Consider the following 25,507-nt stretch of genomic DNA (forward strand, 5'->3'; position numbering starts at 1 on the left):
TAAACCGCTTAAATATTTAAGTGGTTTAAGAAAGTTGTGAGGTTAAAGATTGGCTTATTGCTTTTTAGTAATTATTTCTATTACGCCATTCTTGCCTTTATCTCCATATTTTTTTTCAGCAGATTCTCCTTTTAACACATTCATTGATTCGATATCGTTTGGGTCAATCAATTTATCTAATTTATTCGTGTCTAAATCTTCTACAATTTTACCATCAATAACAAACAAAGGTTGCCCCTTTTTATCATTAGACATATATACAAAAGAGTTTGAATCATTAGGATGAACTTCTATAACATCGTCCTTTTTTATTTTAAAAGAATCATGTTCTCCACCGGTTTTGATTTCGATAACTTCATGTTCTCCATCTTTAGAAACCCAAACATTCGTATCGGATTCACCCTCTTTTTTAATTTCTATGATTTCGTGTTTTCCGTCTCCTGTTTTAATTTCGATAATTTTGTCAGCATCTTCCCCTTTGGTTACCCAAACTGAAGATGAAGCTCCTTCTCCTTTGATTTCAATCACTTGGTGATCACCATCTTTTTTTATTTCAATAATTTTATCACTATCTGGATTGATTTCATGAATTTTTTCATCTGTATCTCTGATAACCCACACGTTATTTTTAGTGCTTTCTTTTTCACGAATAAACACATTGTGGGTAGTTGAACTACCCAAACTTAATTCAGCTCCTCCATCTTCAAAAGAAATCTTAATTGGTTGAATTGGTTTGTCGCCGCTTTGCGCAAAATTTGCTGAAGTAGCTTTTGATTTTAAATCAACTTTAATAGCAGTAATTTCTCCTTTACTGTTGCGCTTAACACCTTTAAATTTGGCAGTAACTCCCTGAGCACTTAATTGACTTTTTAACTTTTCTAAATCTTTAGTGTCCTTTGTGATAATGTAATCATGAACATCATTATCAATTTCAATTATGTCTGGAGTACTCTTAGAAGTCTTAGATTGCTTAACAACTTTTATTTCTTTAACCGTTGGTTTTTCTTCTTTACTCTTTTCAACAACCTCTATTTCTTTAAAATTGGGTTTTTGAGCAACAACTATAGTGTTAAAGGCAAATACAAAGGCTACTAAAAAAGGTACAATCAGTAACATTTTTAATTGTCGATATTGTTTTGATGGGTTTTTGTGTAACATAATAATTCGTTTTTTAATGAATGAGTTGTAAAAATTGTTTGTCAAAGTCAATTGACCATCGTTGATACTCGTTTTTAATAAAAGTTTTTGATAGCTCTTGTGGCAATTTGCTTGTTGCTGAGTTGCTGCATCTGCAATGTATTCTAAATTGTGAACCACTTCTTTTTTATACAACCAGCTAAACGGATTACACCAAAAAACGATACTCACTAATTGACTTAGAATAATGTCTATAGAATGCCACTGGTAAGCATGTATTTTTTCGTGATTTATAATTTGAATTAATTCTTCTTTTTCAAAATGAGATTCATTATAAATGATATAATTAAAGAAAGAACAAGGCGCCATATTCTTAGTGGTTTTAATAAATACAAAACCTTGACTACTCTCTTTGTTTTCAAGACTTATTAACCGGATTATAGAAATTAATGAAATTAAAAATTGAACTAAGAAATATAGGATGCCTAATCCGTAAATAATTAAAACAATTTTATCCCATTGAATTTCCGTTGGTACTTCAGTTATATATCTAGTAGTGCTAACATTGGTAAAATGAGAAACAGGTATTTCAACTAATTCTTCATATTTAGTTATTGTTATAAATGGTATTGTAAAAGAAGTTACAATTCCTAATAAGAGATAAGCTCTATTAGATTGAAAGAAGGTCTCTTTTTGTAAAATTACCTTATAGAAAATGTAGAATACTGCAATGAGCGATGATACTTTGATAAAATATTCCATAATTACTTTTTCTTTTCGATTAAATCAATGATTTCTTTTAGTTCTTCAATACTAATTTTCTCTTCTTTGGCAAAGAATGAAACAACGTTTTTATAAGAATTTTCAAAATAATTGTTGATCGTCTTATTCATGAACCCTTTTCGGTACTCCTCTTTTGCAATAGCAGGATAGTACTGATGTGTTTTGCCATAAGCGATGTGCTTTACATAACCTTTATCTTCCATTTTTCTAACAGTAGTAGATACGGTATTGTAATGTGGATTATCTGGAAGTAGAGGAACAATATCTTTAACAAAAGCTTTTTCGAGCTTCCAAAGTACTTGCATAATTTCTTCTTCCTTATTTGTGAGTTTTTCCATCTTGCTGAAATTGATACCGTAAACCTATAACTATTTTTATAGTTATACAACTGCTAAAATAGTTTTAACATTTTTTTTGCATCTATTTTACAGTAAGAAACCACTATCAAATAGTTTATATTTGCCTAAATTTTTGTTGAATGGATGTACTGTTTATTGTTTTAGGATTGGTCTTATTAATTGTAGGAGGTAATTGGTTGTTAAAGTCAGCCGTGGGATTTTCTCTTCGATTAAATATTCCGAAAATAGTAATTGGTATGACCGTTGTTTCCTTTGCCACTTCGGCTCCTGAATTGATTGTCAGTCTGAAGTCTGCGCTTTATGGAAAAGCAGATTTGGCACTTGGAAATGTTATAGGTTCTAATATTGCCAATTTGGGTTTGGTTCTAGGTGTGACTATTTGTTTAGGAACCATATCTATTCAAAAAAGTTTTTATAAAGTAGATTGGCCAGTTTTAATGCTCGCCTCTCTTACGTTGTATTTATTTATAGGATTTGATGGAGTTATTCAAACTTATGAAGGTGCAATTTTGTTTACAATGCTCATTGTTTTTTTAGTTTATATCCTTCGTTTTCAAAAGGTGGCTGTTGTAGATGAATTACCAGAAGACGATGAGGAGTTACCTTTGTATAAAAACGTATTGTTTTTAACAATTGGCAGTGTAGCCTTATGGGGTGGTTCAGAATTGCTCATAATGGGCGCGGTTGATTTAGCAGGAGCCTTTGGTGTAAGTGAGCGCATTATTGGTATTACGATTGTTTCTATAGGGACAAGTATACCTGAATTGGCAGCTTCTGTAATTGCAGTGTTAAAGAAGGAAAAAGCCATTTCTTTAGGCAATCTAATAGGTTCTAACGTGTTTAACATTTTAGCAGTTTTAGGATTAACAGCAATAGTAACACCAATACAGGCGCAGGATGAAGGTCTGTTGACCAGCGATATTATATGGATGCTCGTTCTAGCATTTCTAATATTTCCATTGGTATTTGGTTTAAAACGGATGAAGCTCAGTTATGTAGAGGGTATATTTTTACTTCTTTTTTATGGTGTTTTTATGTTTACAACGATACTTTAGAAGTAAGTTGTTTTTATGAATTCAAAAGAATTAAACAGAGAAAATAAAAATGTTTGGAATACCAATACTAATTCAAGCAATGATAGAATGGGTGCTTGTGGTAATAATTGGTATTTAAATTATTTTAGAAAGATAGATATGTTGCTACTAAAATTCACCCTAGTTTTAATGGTTCGAATGATTAGTAGATAAAAAAGCCGCAATAAATTGCGGCTTTTTTATTATGAACAAATATAGGATTATTAAGCAGATTTTACTGTCTTAATGATTCTTGCAGCAATTTTATATGGATCACCGTTAGAAGCTGGTCTTCTGTCTTCTAACCAACCTTTCCATCCTTTTTCTACTGTAATAATAGGAATACGAATAGAAGCACCACGATCAGATACACCATAGCTAAAGTCGTGAATTGAAGCAGTTTCATGTAAACCAGTTAAACGTTGATCGTTAAACTCACCGTAAACAGCAATATGCTCAGCAGCTACTGGACGGAACGCCTCACAAATTTTCATATAAGTTTCCTTATCTCCACATTCTCTTAAGATGCTGTTTGAGAAGTTAGCATGCATACCAGAACCATTCCAGTCACCTTTAATTGGTTTTGGGTGATATTCAATGTAGTATCCATACTGTTCAGTTAAACGGTCTAATAGGTATCTAGCAATCCAGATCTCATCACCCGCTTTTTTAGCTCCTTTTGCAAATAACTGGAACTCCCACTGACCTGCAGCAACCTCTTGGTTAATACCTTCAAAGTTCAAACCTGCATCAATACATAAGTTTGCGTGTTCTTCAACAAATTCTCTACCCCAAGTGTTTTTTCCACCAACAGAACAATAGTATAATCCTTGTGGGCCAGGGTAACCACCAATTGGGAATCCTAATGGCAATTGAGTGTTTACATCCATAATAAAGTACTCTTGCTCAAAACCGAACCAGAAGTCATCATCATTATCATCAATAGTAGCTCTACCGTTACTTTCATGTGGAGTACCATCAGCATTTAAAACCTCACACATTACTAAATAACCATCTCTTCTTTGAGGATCTGGGTAGATTGCAACTGGTTTTAATAAACAGTCAGAAGAACCACCTTCTGCTTGTAAAGTTGATGAACCGTCAAAAGACCATAAATCCAATTCTTCCAAAGTTCCTTTGAAATCATCGTGATCTTCAACCTTAGTTTTACTTCTTAAATTTTGGGTTGGCTTGTAACCATCTAACCAAATGTACTCTAATTTTATTTTAGCCATTGTGTTGTGTGATTTTTGTTAATTTACGTTTTTAATGTCGGACAAATATACTTGAAAAGTTGAAGAAGCATCTTTTCAAAAACATAATAATAAGGAATCAAAGTTATTTTTATGAAAACGTTATTTTTTGCCTAATTATATTCTTATAATGTTATTAATACAGGGGGTAAAATTAAAAATACTTAAGCGATATTGTAATTTGTTAAAAAATAACGCAATTATATTGAAAAAAGGTTGCGAATTACGTAATAAATTGTTTGTAATTTATAACGCTTTTTTTTATTAAATAATGGATGAATTCTATTCAAATTATCATATCTATATTTATTATTCTAATTTTTTGTAAAACTTCTTAATTTTTAGTTATTCTATTATTGGTGTTAATTTTATTACATACAATTATAGACTTTGGCTTCGAACTAATTTTTGACTGTAAAATGATATTTTTTATAGTCAATTGAATTAAATTTGTGCCATTGAATTTCAATCTTTCATATGAGCTCAGAAATTAGTAAAAGATATAGTCAAAGGGGAGTGTCTGCATCTAAAGAAGATGTGCATAATGCTATTAAAAACGTTGACAAAGGATTGTTTCCTAAGGCTTTTTGTAAAATAATACCTGATTACCTTACAAATGATGATGACTATTGCTTGATCATGCATGCCGATGGTGCAGGTACAAAGAGTTCATTAGCTTATATGTATTGGAAAGAAACAGGAGATATTTCCGTTTGGAAAGGGATTGCACAAGATGCTTTAATAATGAATATTGACGATTTATTGTGTGTTGGAGCAACAGATAATATCATGCTTTCTTCTACCATTGGAAGAAATAAAAACTTAATTCCTGGTGAAGTTATTTCTGCTATTATAAACGGTACAGAGGAACTAATAAGGGAATTAAATAAGTTTGGTGTGACTATCCAATCAACGGGTGGAGAAACTGCAGATGTTGGTGATTTAGTTAGAACGATTATTGTAGATTCCACGGTAACTGCGAGAATAAAACGATCAGATGTTATTGATAATGCTAATATTATAGCAGGAGATGTTATAGTAGGTTTAGCTTCATTTGGTCAAGCTTCTTATGAATCGGAGTATAATGGAGGAATGGGAAGTAATGGTTTAACTTCTGCAAGGCACGATGTTTTTAATAAAAAACTAGCAGATAAATATCCTGAAAGTTTTGACGAAGCTGTTCCTAAGGAACTCATATATTCTGGAAATGTAAATTTAACAGACACAGTTAAAAATAGCCCAATAGATGCTGGTAAATTGGTCTTATCTCCAACTAGAACTTATGCACCTATTATAAAAGAGATTCTTTCAAAGTACAATGCCAAAGAAGTGCATGGCATGGTGCATTGTAGTGGAGGTGCTCAAACCAAAATTTTGCATTTCATTGATGAGCTTCATGTTGTTAAAGATAATTTATTTGATATTCCGCCGTTATTCAAATTGATTCAAGAACAGTCTGGTACAGATTGGAAAGAGATGTACCAAGTGTTTAATTGTGGGCATCGAATGGAGTTGTATGTAAATGAATCTATAGCCGATGATATTATTGCGATTTCTAAGTCGTTTAATGTAGATGCTCAAATTATTGGCAAGGTAATTGATTCAGAAGAAAAAAAATTGACTATAAAAAGCACGTACGGAACATTTGAATATTAAAATACCATTTCGCGCAATAACCAATGATTAAAAGATTAACCACACTTTTATTTTTAGTATTTTCAACATTGCTTTTTGCTCAGAACGAATCTATTACAGTTAAGGGAATTGAATCAGACAGCATTTATAAAGTTTCTTTAAGGGATTTAGTGGTCTTACCCAAAACAAAAAAGGTTAAATTAGATTCGGCTTTTTGGATTAGAAAAAATAGGGTAGGACTAGATATTAGTGAGGTGGCCTTTGTAAATTGGAATGCAGGTGGTACTAATTCTATTTCTGGTTTATTGAATGCTGAATTCGAACGAAATTATAAGAAAGGTAATTTTGTTTGGAACAATCGGTTAATGGCTCGCTTTGGGGTGAATAAACAGGAGAATGCCGGTGTTCGTAAAACAGATGATATGTTAGAATTGTACTCAACAGTTGGTTATAGACGAGATACAACCTCTAATTGGTATTCTTCCGCAAATCTAAGTTTTAAGACACAATTCGCCAATGGGTATTCGTACAGTGGCGAGGATAAGAAATTAATTTCTGCATTTATGGCACCAGCCTATTTATTCGTTGGTGCAGGTACAATATATAGCGATCCTGTTGAAGAATTCAATACCTACATATCTCCTTTAACCTTAAAGTCTACATTCGTATTAAGTCAAGAGTTGGCAAATGCTGGGGCATTTGGTGTGCAAGGTGCTGAATTTGATGATGAAGGAAATATGATACGAGAAGGTAAAAGATCGAGAGAAGAACTTGGAATCCTGATTGCAAGTAAGTTTGAAAAAGAACTTTGGAAAAATATATTCTTTAGAAATCTAGTTAGTTTTTATACTGATTATGTAAATGATTTTGGAAACATTGATGTAGATTGGGAATTTGTATTTGATTTTAAAGTAAATGATTATATCAGAGCCTTATTGGGTTCTCATTTAAAATACGATAACGATATCAAATTTACTGAAACCATTGATGATGAGGAGGTGCTTATTTCAGGTGCAAAAGTGCAATGGAAACAACTTCTAGGTATCGGAATTACGTACGACTTTTAAATTCTTCATTTCTTAAAAGTGTAATTAAAATTGTACATTTGCCTATTCAAAAATTTAGGTATGTTAGACAAACTTCATATAGTAAAACAAAGATTTGACGAGGTTTCGGACTTAATCATTCAGCCCGATATAATTTCAGATCAAAAGCGCTATATCAAACTCAATAAAGAGTATAAAGATTTGAGTGCTATGGTTGAGAAAATCAAAGAATATGAAGGTTTATTAGCAAATATTGCTGAAGCTAAAGAAATTATTGCGGATGGTTCTGATGCTGAGATGACTGAAATGGCTAAAATGGAAATGGAAGAGGCAAACGAAGCGATACCTCGATTAGAAGAGGAAATCAAATTTATGTTGATTCCTAAGGATCCTGAAGATGCTAAAAATGTAATCGTTGAGATTCGTGCAGGAACAGGTGGTGATGAAGCGAGTATTTTTGCAGGTGATCTTTATAGAATGTACACAAAATATGCCTCTGATAGGGGGTGGAGTACTGAAGTTGAAAATTTAAACGAAGGAACATCTGGAGGATTTAAAGAGATTATATTTAGTGTTAATGGTACAGATGTTTACGGAGATATGAAGTTTGAATCAGGTGTGCATCGGGTACAACGTGTTCCTCAAACAGAAACACAAGGTCGAGTACACACAAGTGCAGCTACTGTTATAGTCTTGCCTGAGGCAGAAGAATTTGATGTGCAATTAGATATGAGTGATGTTCGGATCGAACGTACTACATCTACAGGGCCAGGAGGTCAATCGGTAAATACGACGTATTCGGCGATTAAATTACACCACGAACCAACTGGCATGATAGTAAGCTGTCAAGATCAAAAATCATCTCATAAAAATTTGGAGAAAGCTATCAAGGTATTGCGTACGAGATTGTACGAAATGGAATTAGCAAAAAAGTTGGCAGAAGATTCAGCAAAGCGTAAAAGTATGGTGTCTAGTGGAGATCGTTCTGCAAAAATACGAACCTACAACTATCCGCAAGGTCGAGTTACTGAACACAGAATCGGGTTAACTTTGTATGATTTACAAAATGTTATAAATGGTGATATTCATAAAATCATTGATGAATTAAAACTCGCTGAAAACACGGAGAAGCTAAAAGAACTTGGTGAGGTACTATAAAACTTTAAACGCTCCAATTGGAGCGTTTTTTTATTGCGGATACCATGCTCTTAGTCGTACATCAATAATTGGATTGGTTTTATTTACAAGTTCCTTAAATTTATTTACATCAGAGAATCCATTTTTACCCCTATAATGATAAGGGTAAACAACTTTAGGTTGAAATTCTAAGACTGCACTTGCCGCTTGATTGATATCCATAGTGTACGGTAGGTTCATGCAAACAAAGGCTAAATCTATACCTTTTAAACTGCGCATTTCTGGTATATCTTCAGTATCACCAGAAATGTAAACCGTAGTGCCATCAAAATCTAAAATATACCCATTGCCTCTACCTTTGGTATGTCTAGAATCTGAGGATTCTGGAAGGTTGTACATCGGAATAGCAGATATGATAATGTCGTCTTTAGTGATGTTTTCCCCATTATTTACAATATCAAATTTAGCATGATATGAGGTGTCAATTTTATCATAAACCGCTTGAGGGGCTATAATTTTACTAGTTCTTGTATCTAGGCCGTCTAATGTCTTTTGATTTAAGTGATCGCCATGAATATCAGTAATTAAAATGAAGTCGGGATTTCCGTACTTGGCAAATAAATCACTTCCTCCATAAGGGTCTACAAAAATAGTAGTGTTCTTAAATGTAATAACCAAACTACCGTGTAATACTGGAGCTATTGTTATGGTATGTCCGTTTATGGTATTAAAGCTATCGCTTTGAGCAGTTGATGCTAAGGTAAAAGCTATAGATAAGACTAAAAGAAAAAATTTCATTGTTTGTAAATTTTAGAAACATAAAAGTATGAAAAACAAAAAACCCCGAACTTTCGTTCGAGGTTTCTATTATAAGCAAGGTATTAACTATCTATTTTACTTTCTCTACAACTGCTTTAAAAGCCTCTGGGTGGTTCATAGCTAAATCAGCAAGTACCTTACGGTTTAACTCGATGTTATTAGCTTTTACTTTTCCCATGAATTGAGAGTAAGACATTCCGTGTAAACGTGCACCAGCATTAATACGTTGGATCCATAATGCACGGAAATTTCTTTTATTGTTTTTACGGTCGCGGTATGCATACTGCATTCCTTTCTCAACCGCATTTTTTGCTACTGTGTAAACGTTTTTTCTACGTCCGAAGTAACCTTTTGCTTGCTTCAAGATTTTCTTTCTTCTTGCTCTTGAAGCTACTGAATTTACTGATCTAGGCATAATTCATTTTGTTTTTTTATAGCAGGCGCTCTATGGTTTAAAGAGACTTTTGTGCTCCACTACATGGTTAAACTTAATTCCGCTTTAACTTTATTATTTCAAAGTTAATTGTTGTAAGATACTTTTTTCGTCACTTGGGTGAACTAATCCATCATGAGTTAAACGTAATTTACGTTTCTTAGATTTTTTAGTCAAAATGTGACTTTTAAAAGCATGCTTTCTTTTGATTTTTCCAGTACCCGTCATCTTAAAACGTTTCTTGGCACTAGATTTTGTTTTCATTTTAGGCATCTCTCCTTCGTTTTTATCTTGCTTATTATCTTAATTCGATGTTTCTTCTTTTAGAATAGTATCGAAGTTTTATTTCTTTTTAGGCGCTATGAACATAATCATACGCTTTCCTTCTAACTTCGGCATTTGTTCAACTTTACCATACTCTTCTAATTCTTGAGCTAATTTTAATAGTAAAATTTGCCCTTGATCTTTATAGATGATAGAACGTCCTTTAAAGAACACAAATGCTTTTAGTTTAGCTCCATCTTCCAAAAACTTAATAGCATGTTTCTTTTTAAATTCATAATCATGCTCATCAGTCTGAGGTCCGAAACGTATTTCTTTAACAATTACTTTAGTTGCTTTTGATTTTAAAGCCTTTTCACGTTTCTTTTGTTCGTACATGAACTTTTTATAATCAATAGCTTTACAAACTGGTGGAACAGCTTTAGGCGAAATCTCAACCAAATCAAGCTCAAGCTCTTGGGCGATTGCTTTTGCTTTGGAAAGTGGGTAAACTCCCACTTCTACGTTGTCTCCAACTAATCGAACTTCTCTAACACCTACAATTTTATCATTTATTCGGTGTTGGTCTTCTTTAATTACTCTTCCAGGTCTTCTACCACCTCTTTTTCTTCGTATTGCTATGGCTTAAAAATTTAAATTAAACTAAAATTGTTTTAATGTACTTTTTATTTCTTGTTTCATCAAAGATATAAATTCTTCTAAAGAATACACACCTTTGTCGCCTTCACCATGTTTCCTTACAGAAACTGTCCCGTTTTCAGATTCTTGCTCGCCTACAATAATCATGTAAGGTATTTTCTTTAGCTCAGCGTCTCTAATTTTACGACCTGTCTTTTCACTACGATCGTCAATGAGGGCGCGAATTTCGGAATTTTCCAAGACATCTGAAACTTTTTCGGCGTATTTTTGATATTTCTCACTGATTGGCAGGATGATAACTTGATCTGGCGTTAACCATAATGGGAAATTTCCACCAGTATGCTCAAGTAATATTGCAATAAATCGTTCCATGGAACCAAACGGCGCACGGTGTATCATTACTGGTCTGTGTAATTGATTGTCAGCTCCTTTATAGTGAAGATCAAATCTTTCAGGTAAATTATAGTCTACTTGAATCGTGCCTAATTGCCAACTTCTGCCGAGAACATCTTTTACCATAAAGTCCAATTTTGGTCCGTAAAATGCTGCTTCTCCATATTCAACTACTGTATTTAATCCTTTCTCTTTGGCTGCATTTATGATCGCGCTTTCAGCTTTTTCCCAATTTTCATCAGAGCCAATATATTTTTCATTGTTCTCTGGATCTCTCAAAGAAATTTGAGCAATAAAATCTTCAAATCCTAAAGATTTAAAAACGTATAAGACAAGGTCGATTACGTTCTTAAATTCTTCATTCAATTGGTCTGGAGTACAAAATATATGTGCATCATCTTGTGTAAAGCTTCTAACACGAGTTAATCCATGTAATTCACCGCTTTGTTCATATCTGTATACTGTTCCAAATTCTGCAAATCGTTTTGGCAAATCTTTGTAAGAGTATGGTTTTACCTTATAAATTTCACAATGATGTGGACAATTCATAGGTTTTAACAAAAATTCCTCCGCATCTTTTGGTGTATGAATAGGCTGAAAACTATCTTCGCCGTATTTCTCGTAATGGCCAGAGGTGACATATAATTCTTTTTGACCAATATGCGGCGTAATAACCATTTCATAACCCGCTTTCTTTTGAGCTCTCTTTAAGAAATTTTCTAATCGTTCTCTTAATTCAGCTCCTTTCGGTAACCATAATGGCATACCCTGGCCCACAGTTTGTGAAAAAGCAAATAGTTCTAATTCTTTTCCTAATTTTCTATGGTCACGTTGTTTGGCTTCTTCTAATTTTTCTAAATACTCAGTGAGCAACTTTTGTTTAGGGAAAGAGATTCCATAAATACGTGTTAATTGCGTGTTATTTTCATCTCCCCTCCAATATGCTCCAGCAGCACTGGTTATTTTTACTGCTTTTATAAGGCCTGTGTTAGGAATATGTCCTCCACGACATAGATCCGTAAAATCTGCATGGTCACAAAAAGTGATATCGCCATCGGTTAAATTTTCAATTAACTCGACTTTATATTCATTGTTTTGAGACTTATAAAAATCAAGAGCTTCTGCTTTAGAAACTTCGCGCATTTTAAATTCATGCTTACCACGAGCAAACTCTAATATTTTATCTTCAATCTTTTTGAAGTCCTTTTCAGAGATGGTTTCATCACCTAAATCTAAGTCATAATAAAATCCATTATCAATAGATGGTCCTATGGTTAATTTAGCATTTGGATGAAAAAATAAAATAGCTTGTGCTAATACGTGAGCAGATGAATGCCAGAAAGCTTGCTTTCCTTCATCACTGTCAAACGTGTAAAGAATTAAATCACCATTGGTGGTAAGCGGGGTAACGGTTTCAACGGTTATTCCGTTAAATTTTGCTGAAATCACGTTTCGAGCTAATCCGCTACTAATACTCATGGCAACATCCATTGGAGTGGCGCCATTTTCAAACTCTTTTACCGAGCCATCAGGTAATGTAATGTTAATCATAATTCTTTTTAAAATTTTCAGCTGCAAAGATATTAGAAAAGCAACTCTTACACAACATCGAAAAGGCAATTGTTTGTTAAGAAATTGTGGTGTTTAAGGTGATTTTTGTGCCAATACCTTTTTCAGAATTTATAAACAGTCTTCCGTCTATATATTTTATGCGTTCTTCCATAAACAAAATACCCATTCCTTTGGCGTAATTTGTTTGGGTTTTGCCAGTTTCAAAACCAATTCCATTATCTTCAATTGAGATGCTTAGCAGGTTCTTACTATGATTAATTTTTACTAAAATGAATTCTGAGTTCGCATATTTTATCGCGTTGTTTACTGCTTCTTGTGTAATTCGGTATAAATTGATTTCTGTTAAGGAATCTAAGCGCCCATTAAATGAAGAAGTATTTTCAAAAATTATGTCTTTACCAGTGAGTTGTGCGAGCTTGTTAGTTAAGGTGTGTAGTGCTGAGGCGATACCATGATCTGTTAGTTCTGGTGGTGTTAAATTAAAAGTAGCCATTCTTACTCCGTGAATTAATTCTTTTGATAGCGCTTTAAGGTCTTCTATTTTTTCTGGTAGTGTCTCTGTGTTGTTCGAGTTTAATGCTTCTACATTAAATTTTAATGCAGTAAGCATTTGGCCAATACCGTCGTGAATGTCTTTCGCAATTCGTTTTCGTTCTTCTTCTTGACCTTCTATAATTTTACTCGATATTGTTTGCTGTAGTTGAATTTCTTTCTCGTGCTTTTCTTTGGAAACACGCTCTAATTCAATCTCATTTCTTTTTCTTTTCGTAATATTCGAGCAAAGGAGCAGAGTCTTTTGTTTTAGGCTCACTCGACTTAACGGAATCAAAGAAACTTCTAACCAAAGCAGTTCATTATTTTTATTGGTTATTTCTATTTCTTCAGTGTGAATGCGTTTTCTGTTCTTGATCAGCTCTTTTAAATAAATACGCTGTCCCTCATCTTGAGTGATCAATTCTTCGACACTTCCTTGAATTTCATTTGAATTTAATCCGAGTAAATGTTGGAATTTTTTACTCATGTTAAGGGCTTCGCCATTGCTATTTGTACTTACAAATAGAGCTGTATTGTCTATAGCGTAATTTAGTTCTTTAAGTTCTTGTAAAGATTCTTCTTTAGACAAATACATGGTATTTAGCGCATTTGCTTTTGACTGTACTTCTTGTTTAGAATCAACAAGCTCTTTAATAACAGAGCGGATCTTTAATGAAATTGGACGAAACAAGAATAAAATTTCAATAGCTAAAATTAAAAGTGAAATTGCAAATAAAAGAGACTCTAAGAATTTTAGTTTTCTAATTTTAGATTGACTGATTGCATCGTATTGAAATACGATGGTATTCATTTGGCGTAAAAAATTTGGTTCAGATGCTAAAAGACTATTTAATTCATCAGAATAACTGTTATTACCAGTCTGAACTTTATGAATAATTTTATTAGTAGCACTTTTTATAGAGTCAAAATGAATTTCTAATGATTCGAACATCTTTAAAATTTCATCGTTCTTTTCTTCAGGGAGATTTAATGCATCATTTCCCTTTAATAGACCTTCATTAGAAGTTGCTAGTAAATTTAGAGTTTCTTCAATAGCCGATACTGCCTTTAGTTTTTCTCGAGTTTCTAAATTTTGAAGCAACAAAATCTCTTTAGTTAATTTTTGACTCAACATACGCTGTCTTCCGGCTATGTTTACAACACTGGAATCTGTCTGTTGGCTATTTATATGTTTTTGAATTAAAATTTGAGAAATAATAATAGCCATTGCAATGGCTAAAAAAGCCAAGAGGTATAAACGTCTTAGTTTCTGAAATATATCATTGTAGATAACAATATTTTTCAAGTTTTTGTTCATGAATTATGCAAGCGCTTTAGCAATAATACTTTTGGAAGATTCAGAAAACGGTATTTTAAGAGCAAATTCATGCCCTTTCGAGCTCATTTTTTTCCAAGTCTTCTGAAGAATGTCTATCAGTTTATCTTCACTATATTTTTTTGAAAATTTTTCGAAATAATGAGTTAAAAATACCAAGCAAATTACGTCTTCTAAAAGTTGTGTATTGGCATTTCTTTTTAGCTGTTTTTTTTGGAGCAGTGCCTGTACTTCTTTTATGATATCTGATGCATAACCAACCGATTCTAGAATACCTCCTGCTTTTTCGGCGTGAAATTTGGCCAAATCTTTTCGCCAAGTGAGATAACCCTTTCTATTCATTTCATAAGAATCTCGCGGTATTTCCCATCTACATATATGTTGACATCGCACAGCTAATTTGACCACTTCTGCAGCATAAGGTTCAAAATGTTCTAATTGCTGTGTCATGCGCTGAGCATATAAGAGTTCTTTCGCTACTTCCTTTCCGTTAGATAATTCGGTATGTGGGTCAGCGGCATTTGCCTCGTCAAACAATGCTATTGCTTCGTTAAATTGAGTACTCATTTAATTGTGATTGGTTTCACCGTCAAAATTAATCAGAAAACCCAATAAATACTTTATTCTCTACAATTTTTATAGGATATGTTGCAATTCTTGGTAAATCTCCGTTAAGATTTACTCCAGTTTCAAGTGAAAAAGTTTTCTTGTGTAAAGGGCATGCCACTTTTGCTATGCCATTAGAATCACCTATCATTCCTCTTGATAATACCATTTCTAATTTATGAGGACAAAGATTTTGGCACGCATACCACTTGTTTTCTCTCTTAAAATTGAAAACAGCGATTTGTTTGTCTTTGTATTTTACACACGCTCCACCATCTTCTGAAAAGTCAGAAATGTCTCCCGCTTCAAACCAGATAGAAACGTTGGTTAGTTCTGTAGTTGTATAGTTTTCTATTAATGTTTTCATGTTTTAAATGCTTTAGAATGTGAGTTAATTAACCCATTGTTTTGGCATGTTTTGATCTCTCATTGGAACAAATACAATATTATCATCGCGCTCTTCTGAATTACTAAAATGTTTAAATCGTTTTTGCATTTCTTCATTTTCAATTGCTTGTTTCCATTCACATTCATATGCATCTACGAGACCTTGCATTTCAATTTCAAGTTCATTAACAATGCCCAATGAATTTTCTACAACTACCTTTTTGAGTTGCTCTATCCCCCCTTCTAGTTTGTCTAGCCACGCCGCTGTTCTCATTAGGGGTTGTGCGGTTCTTATGTAGTACATCAAGAAGCGATCTAAGTATTTTATGCAGGTTTCATTGTCAATTTGTTCAGCAAGCAGCTGTGCATGTTTTGGCGTTGCTCCACCGTTACCGCATACATATAGATTCCATCCACCCTCCACTGCAATTACACCAAAGTCTTTGCTGCGCGCTTCGGCACATTCTCTTATGCAGCCAGAAACGCCACCTTTAATTTTATGAGGTGATCTAAGACCTTTATATCGATTTTCTAATTCTATTGCAAAACTGACGCTCTCGTCCATTCCGTACCTACACCATGTTGATCCTACACAACTTTTTACGGTTCTTAAAGATTTTCCATAAGCATGTCCACTTTCAAAGCCTGCATCAATTAATTCTTTCCAAATGGCAGGTAAATCATTTAGTTCTGCACCAAATAAATCTATTCGTTGTCCTCCAGTTATTTTAGTGTATAGATTGTATTTTTTTCCAACCTCTCCAATAACGATTAACTTATCTGGAGTGATCTCACCACCAGGAATTCGTGGTACAACAGAATACGTTCCGTTACGTTGTATATTGGCTAAAAACTTATCGTTCGAATCTTGAATACTTGTTTCTACATTTGCAGTGTGATTATAAATACTTGCAAATAAAGAAGCAATTAAAGGTTTGCATACTTCACAGCCATGTCCTTTACCATGATTGTCAATTACTTCATCAAAAGTTTGATACTTCTTAATTTTAATGATGTCAAGTAATTCTTGACGCGAGTAATCAAAGTGTTCGCAAATTGATGTCTTTACTTCTTTCCCTAGAGATTTTAGCGATTCATTTACCAAGTCAGTTACCATAGGTTTGCAACCGCCACATCCAGTGGTGGCATTAGTACATTCAATAATTTCTTGTAAATTAGAGCTAGATTCATCTAAAATTTTGGAACATATATCTCCTTTTGTAATACTTTCACAAGAACAGATTTGTGCAGTATCAGGTAAGTCCATTGCACTACCAAAATTACTGCTACCATCTCCTCTCGGTCCAATAATTAATTCCTCCGTATTTTCTGGTAATGACATTCCGTTTAAGTATATTTGATGTAGCATATTGTAGTCTGCAGCATCTCCAACTAATATGCCTCCTAATAAAGTTTTACCATCATGGCTAACATTGATTCTTTTGTATAGCCCCTTCGTTTTATTTTCAAATAGAATAGAATGACCTTTTTCAACAGGCATAAACGGCTCTCCAAAACTCGCAACATCTACCCCGATAAGCTTAAGTTTGGTGCTCATATCAATCGATTCACTCATTTGAGTATTTGTACCTAATATTTGATCTGCAGCAACATCAGCCATTTCATATCCTGGGGCCACCAGTCCATAAATCATTTGGTTATAAAGTGCGACTTCTCCAATAGCGTATATATTAGCATCTGAAGTTTGCATCTTGTTGTTAACAGTAATACCACCTCTAACACCAATTTCTAAATTACATGTTTTAGCGAGCTCATCGCGAGGTCTAATTCCGGCAGAGATAATTAGCATATCAACATCTAATATGTCCTCGTCACTAAACTCCATTCCAGTTATACTTCCATTTCCAAGAATTCTACTTGTAGCTTTGTTTAAGTGAATTTGAAGTCCCATGTCCTCTAGAGTTTTCTGTAGAACTTTGCTACTCCTTATATCTAATTGTCTAGGCATTAGTTTTGGTGCAAATTCTACAACATGTGGTTCAAGTCCCATGTCCATAGCGGCCTTTCCTGCTTCTAAACCTAACAAACCACCACCTAAAATCGCAGCTTTTGGATTCTCTTTAGATATTTTAAGAGTTTCTGCATATGACAACATACCCTCTAAATCTTCAATGGTTCTATATACGAAAACTCCTTTTTTATCAACGCCTTTTATTGGAGGTATAAAAGGAGATGAACCTGTTGCTAAAACTAAATAATCGTAAGAATAGCTGTTGTTGTTTATTGTTACGATGTTTTTATTTTCTCTATTGATATCGGTAACGCGCTCATTTGTTATGAGTTGAATATTGTTCTCTTCATACCAACTTCTTGGAGCCATTTCTAAGGACTTGGCATTTTGATTCTCAAAGAATTCGCTTAAATGAACTCTGTCATATGCGGGACGAGGTTCTTCGCCAAAAACAATAAGTTTGTAATTGTTACTTGAATTTTTAGTTACAAATTTTTCACAGAATTTGTATCCTACCATGCCATTTCCGACGATAATAATTGTTTTCATACGTATCTATTTTTGAAAATCGAATACAATATTAAGTATAAATACGTAATTATACGTATTATTTTTGCGTAGAATTTAAATAAATACGTATTTTTGTTGAATATTAAATTTAGGCATCTTATTATTGCAATATAAATGAAAAACCACATGAAAAATCCAAAAGTAATTTTAGTAGGGGCGGGGCCAGGAGCAGAAGATTTAATTACAGTGAAAGGACTCAATGCTATAAAGAATGCAGACATTGTGTTGTACGATGCCTTAGTTAATGAGAGCATACTTCAGAATGTAAAACCTGGTGTGGAATGTATCTATGTTGGTAAGCGATTTAATTTGCATAAATACACCCAGGATGAGATCAATCAAATGTTGGTTGATTTAGCTTTTGAACATGGAACTGTGGTGCGTTTGAAAGGTGGAGATTCATATGTGTTTGGTAGAGGTGCAGAAGAAGTTGAATATGTTGAAAATGCGGGTGTTGAAACTGAAGTGATTCCAGGAATCAGTAGTTCGTTGGCAGTCCCTTCTAATCAAGGTATACCATTGACTAAACGTTTTGTTAATGAAAGTTTTTGGGTGATTACAGGTACCACATCAGATGGTACAATTTCAAAAGATATAAAACTTGGAGCGCAATCTAGTGCTACTTTAGTTGTCTTGATGGGACTTCGTAATTTTTCATTAATTATTGAGGAGATCAAACAATTTAGACATACATATACACCATTCGCTATTATTCAGAATGGCACTTTACCAAATGAAACTATTATTATTGAAACACTAAAGAACTACAAAAGTGTTATCGATAAAATTGATTACAAATCTCCTGGTGTTATTGTTATTGGAGATGTTGTGGCAGAGCATCCTTCGTTCTTAGAAGAAGAGATTCAGAGAGTTTTGGAATTTTCTATCTAGTTCTCTTAATTTCAAAAGCTTACAGTTATTGCCGAATTCGTTTTACGTATTCTTAAAATTCGTGATGTTTTTTACTTATAATCATAAATATACGTAATTGCAAGATTTTTATTTGCGTAAAAATACGTAGTTTCTTAAATTTGTATTTAAGATATAGCACTTATAATTTATGTATACAAATACTTCGGTTCACTTTGAAAAATTTCGATATTTAAAAGGTATACCCTTGATCTTTGATACTATACCACCAATGTATATGGATAAGGTGTATGATAAAGTAAACTTTATAAAATGTAAAAAGAGGCAGCAGTTTATGATGGAAGGTGCTCCTGTTAATGGCTTATTTTTTATAGTGTCAGGCAAGGCAAAAGTGTTAAAAACGGGCATTTTTGGTAAAGAACAAATATTACGATTTGTGGGAGAGGGAGAGATGATTGGATATAGAGGTTTTGCTACCCATGATACTTATGGTATCGGTGCTGTAGCGCTAGAAGATAGTTTACTTTGTCATTTTTCAAATAGTCTATTAGAAGAGCTTTTTCAGCAAGTACCTAAGCTAACCTATGCTTTCATGCTCTTTTATGCCCAAGAGCTGAATAGGTCAGAGAATAAAGTAAAGGCTTTAGCGCAAATGACAGTTAGGGAAAAGGTTATTGATGCATTTTTGTATTTACATCGCAAGTTTGGAATCAATCCAAAAGGTTTTTTAAAATTAAAATTGAGTAGAAGAGAAATAGCAGATTTTGCAGGAACTACTGATGAGCAAGTCATTCGCGTTATTTCATCTCTTAAAAAGGAAGGAAAACTAGGCACCTTGGGTAAGCAGATCAGTATTATAGATATTGCAGAATTAAAAAAAGAAATTTCAGAGCACAACTATTTTTTAGATAGTTAACCATGTTTACTAACTGTGTAATATAAATACTTAGAAGCTTTTAAAAGCTTCTAAGTATTTTTTTTTGTTTATTAAATAGTTTATAAATAAAGTTTTAGCTTAATAATATGATATAACGCAGTTGAAAAAATGATATAAAAGTGTCGCAAATAATGTATCTATCATGTTTTAGATGAAAGACTACTTATACTTTTGCCTTGTCTACGTATTAGTACGTAAAATGTAAAACTAAATTTATATTATGAAAGTATCAGTATTCAAATTATTAGGGCTTAGCGTATTGCTATCGATAGCAGCTTGTAGCAAAGAGGCGGCAAAAGATGTGACCACAGAAACTACATCTTCGGAAGAAATTTCAAAAACAAAACAATTAGATATAGAAAAACCTCAATTAACCTTTGGGTTTATAAAATTAACAGATATGGCTCCTCTTGCCATTGCTAAAGAAAAAGGTTTTTTTGAAGATGAGGGATTATTTGTGTCGGTAGAGGCTCAGTCGAACTGGAAAAATATATTAGATCGTGTAATAGATGGTCAATTAGATGGTTCTCATATGCTCGCAGGTCAGCCAATTGCTGCTGGAGCTGGTTTTGGTAGACAAGCGGAGTTGGTTACACCATTTTCTATGGATTTAAATGGGAATGGAATTACAGTTTCGAATGATGTGTGGTCTAAAATGAAGTCAAATGTTCCTGTTGATGAAAATGGTAAAACTGTTCACCCTATTTCTTCTGAGGCGCTTAAACCTGTGATAGAAGAATATAAGAATGATGGGAAAGCATTTAAAATGGGAATGGTATTTCCTGTGTCAACCCATAACTATGAAATTAGATATTGGCTAGCAGCTTCGGGCATTCATCCAGGTATGTATACTGCGGATAATATTCAGGGTCAGATTGATGCTGAGGTATTACTGTCTGTTACACCTCCACCTCAAATGCCAGCAACTTTAGAAGCCGGAACTATTTATGGGTATTGTGTAGGTGAGCCATGGAATCAGCAAGCGGTGTTTAAAGGTATTGGTGTACCAGTTACAACCAATTATGATATTTGGAAAAACAATCCTGAAAAGGTATTTGTAATGACAAAGAAATTTGTTGAAGAAAACCCAAATACTGCCATTGCTGTAACAAAGGCATTAATTCGTGCTGGGAAATGGCTTGATACTCCTGGTAATAGGGAAGAGGCAGTTAAAATATTATCTATGCCTCAATATGTTGGTGCTGACGAAGTTGTTTTGGCAAACTCTATGACTGGTACATTCGAATTCGAAAAAGGAGACAAACGTTCAATGCCAGATTTCAATGTGTTTTTTAGATACAACGCTACATATCCATTCTACTCAGATGGTGTATGGTTTTTAACACAAATGAGAAGATGGGGGCAAATTCCTGAGTCAAAACCAGCTGAATGGTACGATTCAAAAATTAAAGATATTTATAGACCGGATATTTGGAAAAAAGCAGCTGATTTATTGCTAGAAGAAGGGTATTTAACATCCTCTGAAGTTCCAGAAACAGATGGCTATAAACCTGTAACTACTGATTTTATAGATGGTAAAACCTATGATGCTAAAGATCCAATTGGATACATCAATAGTTTTGAAATCGGTAATAAGGATAAGTAATCAAATAATGGCGCCCTTTGGGCGCCTAAATTCCATAATATTTAAGGATGATGAGTGATAAGTTAATAAAGATTGTTCGCTTTGTTGGTCTCGGTTTCTTCGAACCTATAATTAGACTGAGCAGGGGAGAAGAGGTAAAGAAGAACTTGATAGCGGTGACTAAAAGAATTATAGCTCCGATTGCATCGATATTGATTTTTGTAGGGGTTTGGCAAACAGGATCTCAATACTTGTATGATGTTGAGGCCGAATATAGAATTGAAAAGGCTTTTAATGAGCAAGGTCAAGAAGCGGCCGATGCTATGAAAGCTTGTATTGAATCTGGAGACATTAGTTGTCAGCCAAACACCTTGCCTTCACCATCTCAGGTAACGGAGTCTTTTTATAAATTATTAGAAGATCATAAAGTTATAAAAGCTGATAAAAAGGCGTTTGCCGAAAAAACAGCTAGTTTGAATGAAAAGAGAAAAGCTGAAGGTAAAGACCCGATTGTTTATACTGGAAGACCTTCTTTTGTTGATCAGATTAAAACAAGTATTAAAACTGTATTTGCAGGATTCTTATTAGCTATTTTTATTGCCGTACCTATTGGTGTTATCATTGGTTTGAGTAGTACGTTGAGAACTTCTATAAATTGGTTGATTCAAATTTTTAAACCAGTTTCTCCTGTAGTTTGGTTGCTCTTGGTTTTTATGATTGTAAAGACTTTAACCAAAGATTCTAACTCAGATAGCGCGTTTATCATTTCATTTATTAGTGTTGGGCTCTGCTCTATGTGGGCAACTTTAGTCAATACAGCAATGGGGGTTTCTACCGTTGATCAAGATTTTGTAAATGTTGCTAAAGTGTTAAAATTAGATCCTTTACAGAAGATTTTTAAAGTAATTCTACCTTCTTCTCTTCCATTAATTTTTACTGGATTGAGAATCACTCTCTCCGTTGCATGGATGGTACTGATTGCCATTGAACTATTAGCTCAAAGCCCAGGACTTGGTTCTTTTGTTTGGGAAGAATTTCAAAACGGAGCAAATGATTCTAACTCCAAGATTATTGTGGCAATGTTTGTAATTGGAATCATTGGATTTTTGCTGGATAGACTCATGCTTACCATTCAAAAGTTTGTGTCATTTAACAAGAATGAAGGGGCTTAAACTATGGCATACTTAGAATTAAATAACGTTTATAAAACCTACGGTCAAGGAGCAAATGCCACAGAGGTTTTAACGGATATCAATTTACATATTGAAGAAGGAGAATTTGTTGCAATTGTTGGTTTTTCTGGTAGTGGTAAAACTACCCTAATTAATTTAATCAATGGGTTATTAAAGCCAACAAGTGGCGAGGTGTTTTTTAAAGGTAATCCTATTGAAGGAACGAGTCACGAACGTGGTGTTATATTTCAGAATTACTCACTACTACCTTGGTTAACGGTATATCAAAATGTGGCTTTAGCCGTAAATATGGTATATCCTAAAGAGAGTAAAAAGTTTAAAGATGAATTGGTAAAAGAGTTTGTTGATATGGTTGGTCTAACGCCTGCATTGAACAAACGTCCTAAAGAATTGTCTGGAGGGATGAAGCAGCGTGTGGCAGTAGCTAGGTCGTTAGCTATGAATCCAGAAATGATACTCATGGATGAACCATTGGGGGCTTTAGATGCATTAACTCGTGGTAATTTGCAAGATGAGATACTGAATATTTGGAACAAGAGTAAACGTACCGCACTGTTAATTACAAATGACGTTGATGAGGGAATATATATGGCCGATAGAATTATACCCTTGCGTCCAGGGCCAAATGCAACCTTAGGACCTGAATTTAAAATAGATATTGAAAGGCCAAGAGATAAAACAGCATTGAATGATAATGAGGTGTTCAAAAAAACACGAAACAATATTATTGAGTACCTCATGGATATTGGAGCAGAACGCGCAAGTAATTCTGAAATTCTGTATGAGCTTCCTGATATACAGCCAAAGGATTTAAGATGGGATTTCCAACGTAAAATTTAAAGAATGAGTGCATTAAGAACATTAGAAAATATTGCTTTTAATCCGGAAGATGTAATGTTGGATTTAAAAGACTTAAAGAAAGTATATCCAACCCCAAAAGGAGATTATGTAGTTCTAGAGCATTTGAATCTTCAGGTTAAAAAAGAAGAATTTATTACCATAATTGGTCATTCAGGATGTGGTAAAACTACTATGCTATCTATGATAGCAGGGTTAAACTCTATATCTGGTGGGGGTATTTCGGTATTGGGCTCTTCTATAAAAGGTCCAGGTCCTGACAGAGGTGTAATTTTTCAATCACCTAGTTTAATGCCATGGTTAACGGCATTAGAGAATGTTATGTTGGGGGTGAAAAAGGTATTTCCACACGCAACAAAAAAACAACGAGAAGATATTTGTAAATACTACTTGCATAAAGTAGGTCTCGAGGGAGCATTTTATAAAAAAGCCACAGATTTATCTCAAGGCATGCAACAGCGTGTTGGTATCGCAAGAGCTTTTGCAATTAAACCAAAAGTATTGCTCTTAGATGAGCCTTTTGGAATGTTAGATTCGCTAACTAGAGGTGAATTGCAAGATGTACTTATTGAGATTTGGAATAAAGAAAAAATTACTGCAGTTATGATTACACACGATGTAGATGAGGCGATATTTTTAGCAGATCGTGTTGTAATGATGACAAGTGGGCCTCGAGCCAAAATTGGGGATATCTTGAGTATAGACTTTGAGAGGCCGCGTACAAGAAAAGGTGTAATAGATCATCCTGATTATTATGCTTATAGAAAGCATTTAATTGACTTTTTAGAACATTAAATAAACAACAATTATTAATCAAAATATCATGAAAATTAAAGTTACAGTATTAGTGGTAGCTATGTTAGCTACGTTCAATAGTTTCGCGCAATTCAGTCTTGATGGCGAGTTCAGACCTCGTACAGAATATAGACACGGTTTCGGAACATTAATTCCAGAAGATGCAGATCCTGGATACGGAATTTCAACAAGAGTACGCTTAAATGCGGGATATAAATCTGAAATATATTCTTTTTACCTAAGTCTTCAAGATGTGATGGTTTGGGGAGAGAATAGGCAGATTTTACCAAAAGATTTAAATAATTCATTTGCTGTTTTTCAAGCTTGGGCGAATATTAGACTTGGCGAGAAATGGTCTACCAAATTAGGGCGTCAAACATTAGTGTACGACGATCAAAGAATTCTTGGTGGATTAGATTGGGCACAACAAGGTAGGAACCACGATGGAGCTTTATTAAAGTACAAAACAGAATCATTTACAGGAGATTTTGTATTTGCTTTTAATCAAGACTATGAGGATATTTCTGGATTCCAGTCGGTAGGTAATGCATACAATACTACAGGTTTCTTCTCTTATAAAACCATGCAAATGGCCCATTTAAATAAAAAGTGGGAAAATTTTGCAGCAAGTTTATTACTTATGAATAACGGTTTTCAAAATTTTGAAGTCGATGGAGTTACAGCCGATGGATTGAGTAATTTGCAAACATTTGGTACTCATTTGAGCTACAAAAAAAATAAATTTTCTGCATTGGGGAATGTGTATTTGCAAACTGGTGAAAGGCAAGGTGAGGTAAAGGTAAAAGGCGCTTATTTAGCGGGATTAGATCTGGGTTATAAGATATCTTCTAAAGTTGGTCTTGGAGCTGGTTTGGAGGTTATTAGTGGTAATGATGGTGATGCTGGTGAAACTGGAGCTTTCTTCCCGTTATATGGTACAAATCATAAATTCAATGGTTTTATGGACTACTTTTATGTGGGAAATCATGCCAATTCAATAGGGCTTTTTGATGTACATGCTAGTGCAAATGTTACTTTTAATGAAAAGTCTAGTTTACTTGTTAAGGTGCTTAATTTTTCAGGTGAGCAAGAGTTAGCAAGTGGCGACAAACAATTAGGTACAGAAGTAGATTTGGTATACACGCAAAAATTTAAGGGCTTTGCAATTAAAGGTGGGTACTCACATATGTTTGCTGCAGATGGTATGTATGAGCTTAAAGGGGTTGCTGAAGATGTGGCTGCTAATACACAAAACTGGGCGTGGCTTATGTTAGTTATCAAGCCAAGTTTTATTTAGATAATT

Annotated in this window: 24 protein-coding genes; 12 read left to right on the forward strand and 12 right to left on the reverse strand. The window is 33.9% G+C overall.

Annotation, left to right across the window (positions count from 1 at the left end; all coding sequences use genetic code 11):
* Positions 1 to 54 precede the first annotated feature (54 nt).
* Positions 55 to 1,899 (reverse strand): M56 family metallopeptidase, encoded by a 1,845-nt coding sequence (locus tag ACYQ5R_RS08365; RefSeq protein WP_460190468.1) that lies wholly within the window; start codon positions 1,897 to 1,899, stop codon positions 55 to 57.
* A 2-nt stretch (positions 1,900 to 1,901) separates the two neighbouring features.
* On the reverse strand, positions 1,902 to 2,258 hold the full coding sequence (locus tag ACYQ5R_RS08370; protein ID WP_460190469.1) for a BlaI/MecI/CopY family transcriptional regulator: 357 nt from the start codon (positions 2,256 to 2,258) through the stop codon (positions 1,902 to 1,904).
* Positions 2,259 to 2,398: 140 nt separating this feature from the next.
* Here ACYQ5R_RS08370 and ACYQ5R_RS08375 point away from each other — a divergent pair, with 140 nt between their 5' ends.
* Entirely contained in the window at positions 2,399 to 3,334 is a 936-nt protein-coding gene (locus ACYQ5R_RS08375; RefSeq protein WP_460190470.1) for a calcium/sodium antiporter, read from the forward strand.
* A gap of 15 nt (positions 3,335 to 3,349) precedes the next feature.
* A complete protein-coding gene (locus ACYQ5R_RS08380) occupies positions 3,350 to 3,526 on the forward strand; it encodes a hypothetical protein (protein WP_460190471.1) in 177 nt (58 codons plus the stop codon).
* A 50-nt stretch (positions 3,527 to 3,576) separates the two neighbouring features.
* Here the strand turns inward: ACYQ5R_RS08380 and ACYQ5R_RS08385 are convergent, their stop codons facing one another.
* A complete protein-coding gene (locus ACYQ5R_RS08385) occupies positions 3,577 to 4,587 on the reverse strand; it encodes a glutamine synthetase beta-grasp domain-containing protein (protein ID WP_460190472.1) in 1,011 nt (336 codons plus the stop codon).
* A 495-nt stretch (positions 4,588 to 5,082) separates the two neighbouring features.
* Here ACYQ5R_RS08385 and ACYQ5R_RS08390 point away from each other — a divergent pair, with 495 nt between their 5' ends.
* The 3 genes from ACYQ5R_RS08390 to prfA are packed head-to-tail and all read left to right on the forward strand — an operon-like array spanning position 5,083 to position 8,444.
* On the forward strand, positions 5,083 to 6,261 hold the full coding sequence (locus ACYQ5R_RS08390; protein ID WP_460190473.1) for an AIR synthase related protein: 1,179 nt from the start codon (positions 5,083 to 5,085) through the stop codon (positions 6,259 to 6,261).
* A 23-nt stretch (positions 6,262 to 6,284) separates the two neighbouring features.
* Entirely contained in the window at positions 6,285 to 7,307 is a 1,023-nt protein-coding gene (locus ACYQ5R_RS08395; protein ID WP_460190474.1) for a DUF3078 domain-containing protein, read from the forward strand.
* A gap of 60 nt (positions 7,308 to 7,367) precedes the next feature.
* Complete coding sequence (gene prfA / locus ACYQ5R_RS08400) at positions 7,368 to 8,444, forward strand: peptide chain release factor 1 (protein ID WP_460190475.1); 1,077 nt, start codon at positions 7,368 to 7,370, stop codon at positions 8,442 to 8,444.
* A gap of 30 nt (positions 8,445 to 8,474) precedes the next feature.
* On the opposite strand, the gene ACYQ5R_RS08405 is transcribed toward prfA, so the two are convergent.
* The 9 genes from ACYQ5R_RS08405 to nirB all read right to left on the reverse strand — a co-directional run bounded on the left by ACYQ5R_RS08405 (position 8,475) and on the right by nirB (position 17,945).
* Complete coding sequence (locus tag ACYQ5R_RS08405) at positions 8,475 to 9,221, reverse strand: MBL fold metallo-hydrolase (protein ID WP_460190476.1); 747 nt, start codon at positions 9,219 to 9,221, stop codon at positions 8,475 to 8,477.
* Between the two features lie 91 nt (positions 9,222 to 9,312).
* Positions 9,313 to 9,657, reverse strand: a complete 345-nt coding sequence (rplT, locus tag ACYQ5R_RS08410) for a 50S ribosomal protein L20 (protein ID WP_460190477.1) — start codon at positions 9,655 to 9,657, stop codon at positions 9,313 to 9,315.
* Positions 9,658 to 9,750: 93 nt separating this feature from the next.
* Complete coding sequence (gene rpmI, locus ACYQ5R_RS08415) at positions 9,751 to 9,948, reverse strand: 50S ribosomal protein L35 (protein WP_460190478.1); 198 nt, start codon at positions 9,946 to 9,948, stop codon at positions 9,751 to 9,753.
* A 69-nt stretch (positions 9,949 to 10,017) separates the two neighbouring features.
* A complete protein-coding gene (infC, locus tag ACYQ5R_RS08420; protein ID WP_460190508.1) occupies positions 10,018 to 10,533 on the reverse strand; it encodes a translation initiation factor IF-3 in 516 nt (171 codons plus the stop codon).
* A 66-nt stretch (positions 10,534 to 10,599) separates the two neighbouring features.
* Complete coding sequence (gene thrS, locus ACYQ5R_RS08425; protein WP_460190479.1) at positions 10,600 to 12,540, reverse strand: threonine--tRNA ligase; 1,941 nt, start codon at positions 12,538 to 12,540, stop codon at positions 10,600 to 10,602.
* A 76-nt stretch (positions 12,541 to 12,616) separates the two neighbouring features.
* A complete protein-coding gene (locus ACYQ5R_RS08430) occupies positions 12,617 to 14,413 on the reverse strand; it encodes an ATP-binding protein (protein ID WP_460190480.1) in 1,797 nt (598 codons plus the stop codon).
* 3 nt (positions 14,414 to 14,416) lie between these two features.
* Complete coding sequence (locus ACYQ5R_RS08435; RefSeq protein WP_460190481.1) at positions 14,417 to 14,998, reverse strand: DUF4202 domain-containing protein; 582 nt, start codon at positions 14,996 to 14,998, stop codon at positions 14,417 to 14,419.
* 28 nt (positions 14,999 to 15,026) lie between these two features.
* Positions 15,027 to 15,404 carry a nitrite reductase small subunit NirD gene (gene nirD, locus ACYQ5R_RS08440; RefSeq protein WP_460190482.1) on the reverse strand — a complete coding sequence of 126 codons (378 nt, stop codon included), beginning with the start codon at positions 15,402 to 15,404 and terminating at the stop codon, positions 15,027 to 15,029.
* Between the two features lie 24 nt (positions 15,405 to 15,428).
* A complete protein-coding gene (nirB, locus tag ACYQ5R_RS08445; protein ID WP_460190483.1) occupies positions 15,429 to 17,945 on the reverse strand; it encodes a nitrite reductase large subunit NirB in 2,517 nt (838 codons plus the stop codon).
* Between the two features lie 147 nt (positions 17,946 to 18,092).
* On the opposite strand from nirB, the gene cobA reads away from it, so the two are divergent.
* The 7 genes from cobA to ACYQ5R_RS08480 all read left to right on the forward strand — a co-directional run bounded on the left by cobA (position 18,093) and on the right by ACYQ5R_RS08480 (position 25,501).
* Positions 18,093 to 18,857 carry a uroporphyrinogen-III C-methyltransferase gene (gene cobA / locus ACYQ5R_RS08450; protein WP_460190484.1) on the forward strand — a complete coding sequence of 255 codons (765 nt, stop codon included), beginning with the start codon at positions 18,093 to 18,095 and terminating at the stop codon, positions 18,855 to 18,857.
* A 226-nt stretch (positions 18,858 to 19,083) separates the two neighbouring features.
* Positions 19,084 to 19,752 carry a Crp/Fnr family transcriptional regulator gene (locus ACYQ5R_RS08455; protein ID WP_460190485.1) on the forward strand — a complete coding sequence of 223 codons (669 nt, stop codon included), beginning with the start codon at positions 19,084 to 19,086 and terminating at the stop codon, positions 19,750 to 19,752.
* 241 nt (positions 19,753 to 19,993) lie between these two features.
* Positions 19,994 to 21,379: a CmpA/NrtA family ABC transporter substrate-binding protein gene (locus tag ACYQ5R_RS08460; protein ID WP_460190486.1), complete on the forward strand. Its 1,386-nt coding sequence runs from the start codon at positions 19,994 to 19,996 to the stop codon at positions 21,377 to 21,379.
* Between the two features lie 50 nt (positions 21,380 to 21,429).
* Positions 21,430 to 22,530 carry an ABC transporter permease gene (locus tag ACYQ5R_RS08465; protein ID WP_460190487.1) on the forward strand — a complete coding sequence of 367 codons (1,101 nt, stop codon included), beginning with the start codon at positions 21,430 to 21,432 and terminating at the stop codon, positions 22,528 to 22,530.
* A gap of 3 nt (positions 22,531 to 22,533) precedes the next feature.
* The gene (locus tag ACYQ5R_RS08470) at positions 22,534 to 23,391 is read left to right on the forward strand and encodes an ABC transporter ATP-binding protein (protein WP_460190488.1); all 858 of its coding nucleotides are present in this window, start codon (positions 22,534 to 22,536) and stop codon (positions 23,389 to 23,391) included.
* 3 nt (positions 23,392 to 23,394) lie between these two features.
* Complete coding sequence (locus ACYQ5R_RS08475) at positions 23,395 to 24,204, forward strand: ABC transporter ATP-binding protein (RefSeq protein ID WP_460190489.1); 810 nt, start codon at positions 23,395 to 23,397, stop codon at positions 24,202 to 24,204.
* A 28-nt stretch (positions 24,205 to 24,232) separates the two neighbouring features.
* Positions 24,233 to 25,501: an alginate export family protein gene (locus tag ACYQ5R_RS08480; protein ID WP_460190490.1), complete on the forward strand. Its 1,269-nt coding sequence runs from the start codon at positions 24,233 to 24,235 to the stop codon at positions 25,499 to 25,501.
* Positions 25,502 to 25,507 lie beyond the last annotated feature (6 nt).

The organism is Urechidicola sp. KH5 (genome assembly GCF_054661455.1).